The following is a 9812-nucleotide window of genomic DNA, read 5'->3' as shown; positions in this document are numbered from 1 at the left end:
TACTTCGTTCAATTCGTATTGCTGTGTGCTTGTTTCTAATAATGTCTTTTAAGAAGTTTGCTTTGGTTGCATCTGCTTTATCATCTAAGTATCATTATTTTTCAATCACTAATTTATCTTTTTCCCAGTACTTCGCCTGATAATATAATAATTGATTACACATTTTATCATACATTATCTAAGTATCATGATGTTGAAATGCTTCAATTTATTAATACATAAGTTATGACTAAAATATCTTTAGATGTTTGTCTACTATTTTATCATAAGTAGCATCTGATATCAGTTTTTAATCAACTAGTATTATTATTTCAGGTTCTTTGGCTTAAAAATATCTTTGAATATTTGTCTACAACTTTATATGAAAGTAGCATCCAAGTATCATAATGTTTGTAATGTCTTCTCTTTATTATCTTGCCGTGCTTTGCCTAATTTGTAATGTCTTTGTGCTATTTGATTTCCGTTGGTATCATAAGTTGAATCATAAGTATCAGGATTTTGCCAATCAACTAATTTATTATCTTGCGTTGCTTTCTTCTAAATATTTTCTTTTCTATAACTCCAGTAGCTAAAATTTCTTTTAATGGATTATTGGCCCAAACTGTAATTATATTTCCTAATATACAATAAAAATCCATAATGCCAATAACAACAAGCACACCTTAGCCAATAAAAATGCTTGGGTTGTTCTAAATTATTCACTTTGTAAAAAACTCTTTTCTAATATGGCATCTTCATAAATAATTCCAACTTGAAAAAAATTTTTATTATTTATTTTAATTATACAATTATCTCTTATTTTGTTTTTTATAATTGCTAATGAAGTATTAAATACTATGTAAAATTATTATATGCAAAATAGATAAAAATATACTTAATTTTTATTAATATTTCTTTGTTGTAATGCTTTATAAATTATTATATATATTATTTTATTGTGGGATAAAACCTAAAACTGATAAACAAACTTCTTTTAAGTCTTGAACTTCAATTTGTGTGTGTTTGTTTCTACACATATTAATACAAGCATCATTAACAAGTGTTTCGATGGTACGATTAGAATGCTTCATAATGTCATTTTCAATTGCATCATTAACATTTTGGGTGAGATAATTTAGTGCATCATCAGAAATTGGGTTTTTACAGATATTTTTAACTAAGAATTTTAAAGTCTTTGCGTGGTTCTTTTCGAGGGTTTTAACTTCAATTTTGTAAGTAAATCTTGATTTAATGGCATCATCCATTTTATCTAAATAATTTGTAGCTGCAATTAAAAATATGGGCTTAGTTGGATTATTTTTTTCGTAGTTAATTCTTCTTTGAAAGCCGTAACAGCTTCACTTTGTCCTTTATGATGCTCACGTATTTGTGTAAGAACAACAAAAACCTCTTCACATTCATCAACAAAAATGATAGCACCACTGTGTTCATCAGCAATTTTTCTTGCACTATCAAATAAAGAATGTACTGCCTTTATGCTTTCTCCTACATATTTTTGAGCAAAAATCAGCACCAGTACATTTAGCAACATATTTAAAATGAGTATCTTTCATAAAAAAATTTAGCAAAAAAATCATGCCAGGAACTCCATATAATAACATTCCTTTGGGAGGATCTATTTTACCTTTTACTTTCTTCAAACATTTGTTGTTTTGTAACAAAATCTAGTACTTTTTTAGAGCTGCCAATTTTTCTTCTTTTATTCCAAATAAATCATCCATATTTTTTGTTAGGATTAAAATTGTTAATTCAAATTGAACTGGCGCATGGAATGCATCTATAACACCTTACTTCTGGAAGTTGAAGGTGATTTTTCAGATAAAGATGGAGTTTGTGTTATAGTAGTTTCAATTTTAAATGATTTATTCAAAAAATTTAAATTGAGATCTTTTTCTTGATTATCCATAAGATAATTTCTCACTTTCGTTTTATTTTGTTATTTTTAAAAGTTAGTTGGTTGTCAATAAATCAAACAATTATATTGTTATATCAAATTTATAAATAACTATTTTTTATAACTTGCCTAAAACTTTATAAATGAATTAGTTTTTATTTTAATGAATTGATTATCACAAACAAAACTTTTTTAACAATGTATGGTATTTGATTACATCTATTATCTCTTTCAAAAAAATACAAATAAATTTAAATAAAACAAATAACAAACTAAATAATTCTATCAATAATCTACATAATTTACTTATAAGTCGCAAAAACTAAATTTTTGCTCCCTTAACTTCTTTGTTTTATAAGAAAAATTAAAATATGTTATAATTAAAATAGGTTTTTATTTACCTTAAATAAAAAATCTTTCCTAATCATACCAAATACGAAAAAAAAATATTCCATTCCTTATTATTATCTAATTATATTAAAGAAATTTTTTCGAAGAAAGGCAACCAAGATGAACAAAGATCAAGTTATTCAATTTATTGACGGACAATTATTTAAAAACATGATTACTAACGGAGCTATCAATTTACAAAACAACTACCAAACCATTGATAATTAAATGTGTTTTCCCGTACCAGATAGAGATACAGGAACTATATGAAAATTACTATGATGTCGGGCGTTGATTAAAGAAAATTAACAATTTAAACTCTAGTTATGAAGTATCCAAAGTTTTATCAAAGCATTATTAATAGATTGCCAAAGGCAAATTCAGGAGTTATTTTATCCAATTTTTTGCAGAATGGTACAAACTTACCAAAAAACTCCACAAAGAAACTATCAATATTATACTGATTTTATCCATTCACTTGAAGGAGGCTACCAAAAGCTTTCACCAAGCTATTATAGAACTCAAGAAAGACACTATTTTAACTGTTTTTCAAAAGCCAGCAACAAACTCTAAAGCTAAATCTCAATTTATGTACTATTGAAGATGTTTTATCCAATTCTCTACAGCCCAAAAAACTCTTTTTCCCAAACAACTGAATTATTAGAAGTCTTAAAACAAGCAGGAGTAGTTGATAGTGAGTTTGGCTTTGTTGAAACTTCTTAAAGGAATGTTAATTATTTTTACAAGACCAAAAACTACTTCAAGTGTAAACCAAAATACCCAACACACACAAATCCTGATAAAATACAAACGTTGGGACAAGTTAATATTAAATATACTTATTGCACTGAATACATTTTTTCAAATCAAAGCATCCCAAGAAAAAAACCTTGATATGAAACAACTTAAACAAGCTTTATTACAAATAGGAGATTCTTAGTTTTAGTTAAAGACCAAGAAATTCTAAAAATACATATCCATACCAACAAACCAGGACAAGTTTAGAACAACTCTTAACTTATGGCACATTAAAGGTAAGCAAAATTGACAACATGAAAGAACAACATCAATCAATTTTAGATCAAAAACACGACACATTTACCCTACAACAAGAACCTACCCCAGACCCAAAGTCACCTTCAAACTTACCTAACTCAAATAAAGATCAAAATATTTTTTATTGCATTTGTAAATGATACCAAAAGCCAAAAAGTCTTTGCTGACCTTAAAGTAAATCAAATTATAAAACAATCTACTTTTAACCCTACTACTTTTGAAAACTTCTTCCAAACAAATACTTCCCAAAAACATCATTATCCTACCTAATGACACATCTCTTTAGAAAAGCTTACGAACCCAACTAAAACAATTACAAGGAACCAATCAAGAAATTGTCCTTTTACAAACTAAAAACATCGCTCAAGGATACAGTGCTCTTTAGCTTTTGATAAATCATTGGATTTAGTACAAAAACAAAAATATCATGGAAGAAACTATCAAAAACATCCAAACAGGAAAAATTATCTATGCTGATAAAAAAGATGCTAAAAACATATCCAATCAAACTCTTTTAGAAAAAGAATATTTATCTGTTTGGGAAGAAAAAATAATAGCTACTAATAAAGATAAATATCAAGCATTAAAAACATTACTCCAAAAAATGATTAAACCTCATCAAACCTTTTTAACTGTTTTTTATAATCCTTCATATGCTGATGAAAAGAATTAGAAAAAACTAGAAACTTTCTAGAAACTAATTACGACCACATTGAATTAGAAACCTTAGAAAGCCAAAACAACACTAACATTCCTTACATTGTTTCATTAGAATAACAAGAAATGATCTATAAGATCATTTTTAAGCGGATATGACAGAACGGTAGGCTTGTGCATGCTTGAGGGGCATGTAAGAAATATCTTATGTGAGTTCAAATCTCACTATCCGCACCATTAATTTATTTATTTTAATTAAAATCATTATATTATATTAAAAACCCCCTTTTTATTAAGGGGGTTTTCTTATTAGATTTCATGTTATTAAGAAATATAAAAACAATAATAAAAGATACAATAATTACAGTAATATAGATAAAATGTTTGTTTATTTGTTTCATTTTAAAATCAACTTTCTTATGTATTTAAAATATTTAATATCATTTTATTATTGTTATCTAAAATTACATAAATTGCCTATATTATACATAATTTTAATAAAAAACAATTGCAAAGATATTTTATTATATTTATATTTTATACTGAAATTATTCCCATAATAAAACAAAAGCAATCTTTAATTAAAGCTTGCTTTTATGATATCTATATATTATATTAATTTAACAATTAAACGCTGTTATTAGGGCAAAAAAGCTAAATAATAAAGTTTTTTAATAAACAAATATAATACATCTAAATTATATAATGTATGGAGCGGGCGAGGGAATCTCTGAACCCCGTCTCATGCTTGGCAAGCACGTATAATAACCACTATACGACGCCCACATCATCTTAATTTTGGTTTTGGTGCCCTTAACAAGAATTGAACTTGTATTTCAGCATTACCATTGCTACGTTCTGCCGTTAAACTATAAGGGCTTAACATATTTTATTATATCAAAAAAAATATCAAAATGCAAATTTTTGACGAAAAAAAATGAAAATTTTACCAAAAACGTCAAAAAAAGTAAAAAAATAAAAAAAGTGTGTAAAAATGTTTGACTCTAAAAATAAATGAGTTATAATAGATAATAGGTTATGAAACCGAAATAATTTAAAAGAAGGAGTATTATTAATAATGCAAGACAAAAAACAACAGGGAACATGTAGATGGTTTTCTAAAGACAAAGGCTACGGATTTATCGTTTCAGCTGATGGGAAAGATATTTTCGTACATTACAGTTCTATTCAAACTGAAGTCTTTGGAAGAAAAACACTTAATGAAAACGACAAGGTGGAATTCAATGTTAAAGAAGGCGACCTCGGAGCTCAAGCTGTAGATGTTGTTGTAGTTAACGAATAATTTAATTAATAATCGAACAAAGGAAGGGATCAAACTTTTTTGTTATATATATTGAGCTTCTTGTTTGTTTGTTTAATTTTGATTTGAGTTTAGTTTCTAAATTTAGATAATTTTATCTTTTGGCGCTTTTAAAAAATTTTAAATTTATTTGTTATAATTTTTTGAGTGGGCAAAAAGAATAAATTAATCAAAATATGATCCATTCCAAAAACAAAAATAACTAAATCTAAAAATAACTTGATTTAAAAAAGGGTTTTTTGAGTTAAAATAAAAATATGGGGATGTTTTGGATTTGCCAAGGTCAACGAAAATTTACATAGCATATCTTGCTACGCAAGTAAAAACGTCGAGGCTATAAATAATAACCGAAATAACAAAACAAACTGTAACAAATACACAAGATTTTGTTGACAAACTCCAGTTTATCAAATGAATTTTGCAAACAGTTTTTCTTCACAATTAGCTTTTGCTTAAATAAATAAGCAAAAACCGCACTTAAATTAACTTACGATTTAGGGAAGGCGATAAGGTAAGTTTTGTTAATTGGGTTTGTCTTTGCTCTTTAGCAACATCAAAAAGACTAGTAATTTATGGATTTTGTTTGTTTTTTCATAAATTGCGAACTTACAAAATAAACTAAATATGTAGAATATATAAATTAAAGTGATTTTGTACATCGGGTTCGACTACATCATCTCCACCAAAATAAATTATAAATTATTTGCTTGTGTTATTACGTTTTTCCCAAAAGAATATTTTTAATCCTTTACCAAGTTAAAACTGTCTTATTATGAATCTTGTTTTTCGGAAAAATCATAAAAAGTGAGTAAGAGTACGAATTTTTTCCAATAATTTTGTATACCTTTTTTAACTTCACTATTAGCATTTTCAGCTCCATGCAAATGCAATAAATAATTATGTGCAGTTCATTAAAGGGCAAATTACTACTAATAAAAAGGGCAACTTTTTTTCAGCTCGTTCTTTCTCTGCCAGACATTAGGTTCTACATGGAGCAAATCCAATAGATGTCCTGAAGAGGCCCGTATCTCGAGGACCCAGAAAGGACCTACGAAAAGAGGCTACGTAGGGAACCAAAGTGGAGCCCCATCGAAGAAGTCCCCACTAGGCCCGGCGAGAGGCCCAGAGAGCAGTCTGACGACGAAGAGGTGGCCCAGAGCCGGCCCATGGGCCTGGCGGGGCCACCTGTGGTGAAGGGGGCGTACGGGCCCTTCGGGCAACTCTTCCCACCATCGACATTCCCACGGTCACCGAGAGGTGGAGGAGGCGACGGCCCAGAACGTTGTAGTGAGAGGGAGGCCGATCCTACAGTAACCTTGACGCGGCCAAAAATCCAGCCGGCCGACCTCAGGAGCCCTCACCGTACGCACGCGGGCTCTATCGGCATCTTTTACCGGCACTTGAGACCCTAGGGTGGCCGGGGTGTTGATGTTGGTGCCGGCGAATACGCGGTCATAACCCTCAACCTGGGGCGGGCGAGAGGCGATGGAAGCGGGTTGGGGAGTGGTCATCTCGACTTGTTCCCACAGCTTTTATTGGTAAGTACTACTTTTTTCCTCTCTTGGTCAGTTTTTCTCTGTTTTGTTGATTTGGTGACCTTCTGCTTTACTCTGTGCTATAGTAGCCATGGATGCTCTCCTCGTGGGACTCCCTACGGCACTGAGTCGGTGAGACACCAACTTTGCGGTGAATAGAGTGCAGCGGAGGCAAAGGGTCGATTACGGCATTTGGGTGCATGACACGGAGGGCCGGATAAGGGATCTCTGGGCGGCAGCGGCTCCAAGAACACGATGGTGAACTGAAAGCTTGGTAGAAAGCCTTAGGTGACCTTGGCCAGAAGAGGGAGAGGCCACTCACTTGATTGAGAGAGGGCCCGCTCAGATCTCGGATGTGGCATGCTTAGAGGGGTGGGTGCAAACCCTCTAGGTCCAACTTGATGCGGCAGAGGCTAGGCCAAGTAGAGGTGGAGGAGAAGGCCATGGTGGCGGTGGCACTGATGGAGGCCGCGAAGAAGGAAGTGGCCAAAGCCATCCCAGAGTTCAAGGCCTCAAACGCGTTCATCAACAAAGTGCGGGAGGTGGTCTTTGATGCATTCCTCAAAGGATTTGAGGATTGCAAGAAAAAGGTGGGCTAGGACTTCACCCTCCAAGGCCTAGACGACATCATTCCGGACATGGCCAGCAATGATGATGGCAAGGAGGCCCACTCTACAGAGGTCAAAGTGGGGGTGGACACTGCATCGAAGGCTGAGGTGAGGATGGCCACTATGTCAGAGCTCGATCTAGCCACTCCTCCAACCGAAGGGCCACAGGAAACTAATGAGGTGCACTATCGGCCTAGCAAGGCTCCGGCAATCTCTCCATAGTTTCCTCTTTCTTCATTTGTACTTAGGATATTTTGAAGGATTCCCTGGCCTACCGGGGGGTCCTACTTAATGTAAGAATTTCCTCCATCAATGAAGAATCAATTTCACTTTACCAATAGTTCAATTCTACTCCTTCCTATTTTTCTATTCTTCCTCCGTTCTCTACTTTATTTTTTTTTTGCATGGCAGGAGTGTGAACTATATGGTAACTGAGTGTAAGGTTTCCAAGGTCCTGGTCACCCTTGCCAAGTTTGAAGTCTAGCGGATGGGCATGGGGGCTTTGGAAGTTCTACGGCCCTCTTTGCCGGACTTAAAGTCATGTAGGGCTTCTAAAGATTCCCGAGCTTGCTTCAGGACATGAGTGCCATGGAATGAGGTAGCTGCTTGAGGAGTTTCCTAGCCTTTACTGAACTTGGAGTCAGTGAGTAGAGTGCAGGGCTTGGAGGTTTTCTAGCTTGTCGCCAGAACTTGGAGTCGGAGGCGGATGGGAGTCTGAGAAGCTTTAGGAGTTTCTGGCTTTAGCCGTAAGCGGAGTTAAGCGAGCAAGCCAAGCCTCTAAAGCACTCTATCCGCCTGACTCTGAGATTCGGCAAAACAAGCTGGAAAACTCCGAGCCCCCCTCTATCATTCGACTCAATTCGATAAAACAATTAGGAAACTCTTTGAAACATGCCTCTATCTGTTTGACTCCATGTCGTGAGCTAGCCCAGAATGTGAAGCCTACATGACATAAGTCGGCAAGCCATCAAGCCCCATGCCCATCAGCCAGACTCAAACTTGAGATGTAAACCTTACACTCGGTCTATATAGTTCACTCTGTCACAAAAAATAGTAAATGGAAGAGCAAGTGAACTATTGGCAAAGTGAAATTGATTCTTCATGATGGAAGGTATTTACATTGGACGATGATCTGAAATGGTACAGATGAAGAGAGAACTATGGAGAGATAGCCGGTACTAGCGTAGTGCCTCGTTAATTTCTGTGACTACCATTGGAGAATTGGCAGCCTGTGCCTCGGCCTTACGTCACCCCCCTTTGACCTGCAGCAAGTGGAGCCTCCTTGCCGTATTATCATCAGGCCTTGAAATTGGTGAAACACCTTTCTTGCAGTCCTCCAGATCCTTTGAACAAGACCTCCTCCTTGTTGATGAACGCGTTCGAACCATTCTTCGCGACTCCATCCATGCCACCCATATGTCCTCTCCATAAATTTTCTGCTATCATCGAAGTTTGCCCACCTCTAATGCTGTGAACTGACGATCCTCCTCCAGTCAGTGTCCTCCTCTTCTTTGGCCAGGGTCACTGCTGGGCTTTTCTACGTTTCTCCGTGCCATCGTGATCCCTTATCTGGCCACTCCAGTCTTCTACAGTCGGCAGAATCAGACCGCTGCCTCCACGAACTCCTGACCACCCTGCAAAAATTGGACTAATACCAGACCAGAGAGTCCTAGATGAAGAATCAAACCATTTACTAACAATAGAAGGAGAAGATAAATCAAATCAACAAAATGGAAAAACTGGTAAGAAGAAGTACTTACCAATAAAGCTAAATGTGAAGATATTTGTGTCTACTGCCCCTCTCAGCCAGCCCAAAGTGTGACTGCAGTGATTCAATTAATCAACACAGCTACCTAAGTGGTGCAATGAATGCCGATGGAAATACGCGTGTAACTCGAATGGTCCCCAAATAATTGCTGGCCTCCCTCTCACTGGCTGTCTGACCATTCAGAATGTCGATAATTGAAGCCTTCTCTTGAACAACCGGCCTCAGCCTCAATTGTGGTGCTCCTGCTAGGCAATAATTGTACCCCTGGTTGGGGCAGGACATTCGGGCCTCTCTGATGAACTCCTTCGGACCTCTTGGGTCCTTTCTGGTCTAATTGGATCCATGAAAATTGCAGAGAAAGGAACGAGCTGAAAAAGTTGCTGTATGAAATGAACGCACAGATATATTTATTGCATTTGCATGTGAAATGCTAGTGAGTTAGAACTGTACAAAATTATTGAAAAATTCATTGCTCTTACTCACTTTATGTTTTCCGAAAAACAGATTCATAATAAGACAGTTACAACTGGTAAGTAAAATATTCTTTGGGAGAACATGATAACACAGAGCAAATATTATAATT

At 34.7% G+C, this 9812-nt stretch carries 8 protein-coding genes, 3 tRNA genes and 1 other RNA gene; 7 read left to right on the top strand and 5 right to left on the bottom strand.

The window, feature by feature from the left end:
* Window positions 1–509: 509 nt before the first annotated feature.
* The 3 genes from ACEW7V_RS00710 to ACEW7V_RS00700 form a co-directional block, all read right to left on the bottom strand.
* Window positions 510–659, bottom strand: a complete 150-nt coding sequence (locus ACEW7V_RS00710) for a hypothetical protein (protein ID WP_374695562.1) — start codon at window positions 657–659, stop codon at window positions 510–512.
* Window positions 660–932: 273 nt separating this feature from the next.
* Complete coding sequence (locus tag ACEW7V_RS00705) at window positions 933–1244, bottom strand: hypothetical protein (RefSeq protein ID WP_374695561.1); 312 nt, start codon at window positions 1242–1244, stop codon at window positions 933–935.
* A 26-nt stretch (window positions 1245–1270) separates the two neighbouring features.
* Window positions 1271–1531, bottom strand: a complete 261-nt coding sequence (locus tag ACEW7V_RS00700; RefSeq protein WP_374695560.1) for an AAA family ATPase — start codon at window positions 1529–1531, stop codon at window positions 1271–1273.
* 1462 nt (window positions 1532–2993) lie between these two features.
* Between ACEW7V_RS00700 and ACEW7V_RS00695 the strand changes: the two genes are divergently transcribed.
* From ACEW7V_RS00695 to ACEW7V_RS00680, 4 genes are all read left to right on the top strand, one after another.
* Window positions 2994–3224, top strand: a complete 231-nt coding sequence (locus ACEW7V_RS00695; RefSeq protein WP_374695559.1) for a hypothetical protein — start codon at window positions 2994–2996, stop codon at window positions 3222–3224.
* Entirely contained in the window at window positions 3203–3289 is an 87-nt protein-coding gene (locus ACEW7V_RS00690; protein WP_374695712.1) for a hypothetical protein, read from the top strand. Before ACEW7V_RS00695 ends, ACEW7V_RS00690 begins: the two co-directional genes overlap by 22 nt.
* A 478-nt stretch (window positions 3290–3767) precedes the next feature.
* Window positions 3768–4013, top strand: a complete 246-nt coding sequence (locus ACEW7V_RS00685; RefSeq protein ID WP_374695558.1) for a hypothetical protein — start codon at window positions 3768–3770, stop codon at window positions 4011–4013.
* Window positions 4014–4146: 133 nt separating this feature from the next.
* Window positions 4147–4234 (top strand) — tRNA-Leu (locus ACEW7V_RS00680).
* 473 nt (window positions 4235–4707) lie between these two features.
* Here the strand turns inward: ACEW7V_RS00680 and ACEW7V_RS00675 are convergent.
* Window positions 4708–4783, bottom strand: a tRNA-Gly gene (locus ACEW7V_RS00675).
* Window positions 4784–4802: 19 nt separating this feature from the next.
* A tRNA-Thr gene (locus tag ACEW7V_RS00670) sits at window positions 4803–4876 on the bottom strand.
* 199 nt (window positions 4877–5075) lie between these two features.
* Here ACEW7V_RS00670 and ACEW7V_RS00665 point away from each other — a divergent pair.
* The 3 genes from ACEW7V_RS00665 to ACEW7V_RS00655 all read left to right on the top strand — a co-directional run bounded on the left by ACEW7V_RS00665 (window position 5076) and on the right by ACEW7V_RS00655 (window position 7452).
* A complete protein-coding gene (locus ACEW7V_RS00665; protein WP_374695557.1) occupies window positions 5076–5300 on the top strand; it encodes a cold-shock protein in 225 nt (74 codons plus the stop codon).
* A gap of 277 nt (window positions 5301–5577) precedes the next feature.
* Window positions 5578–6003, top strand: a transfer-messenger RNA (tmRNA) gene (gene ssrA, locus ACEW7V_RS00660).
* A 1251-nt stretch (window positions 6004–7254) separates the two neighbouring features.
* A complete protein-coding gene (locus ACEW7V_RS00655) occupies window positions 7255–7452 on the top strand; it encodes a hypothetical protein (RefSeq protein ID WP_374695556.1) in 198 nt (65 codons plus the stop codon).
* The last annotated feature ends 2360 nt before the right edge of the window (window positions 7453–9812 follow it).

The sequence above is a fragment of the Areca yellow leaf disease phytoplasma genome, assembly GCF_041920595.1.
Note: the sequence above shows the minus strand (reverse complement) of the source record. Positions and strands in the feature narration are given on the sequence as shown.

Excerpts from the sequence above, each read along its gene's own strand:
- ACEW7V_RS00705 (WP_374695561.1), bottom strand. The coding sequence starts at position 1,244 with ATGGATGATGCCATTAAATCAAGATTTACTTACAAAATTGAAGTTAAA.
- ACEW7V_RS00700 (WP_374695560.1), bottom strand. The coding sequence starts at position 1,531 with ATGTTGCTAAATGTACTGGTGCTGATTTTTGCTCAAAAATATGTAGGA.
- ACEW7V_RS00685 (WP_374695558.1), top strand. The coding sequence starts at position 3,768 with ATGGAAGAAACTATCAAAAACATCCAAACAGGAAAAATTATCTATGCT.
- ACEW7V_RS00665 (WP_374695557.1), top strand. The coding sequence starts at position 5,076 with ATGCAAGACAAAAAACAACAGGGAACATGTAGATGGTTTTCTAAAGAC.
- ACEW7V_RS00655 (WP_374695556.1), top strand. The coding sequence starts at position 7,255 with ATGCGGCAGAGGCTAGGCCAAGTAGAGGTGGAGGAGAAGGCCATGGTG.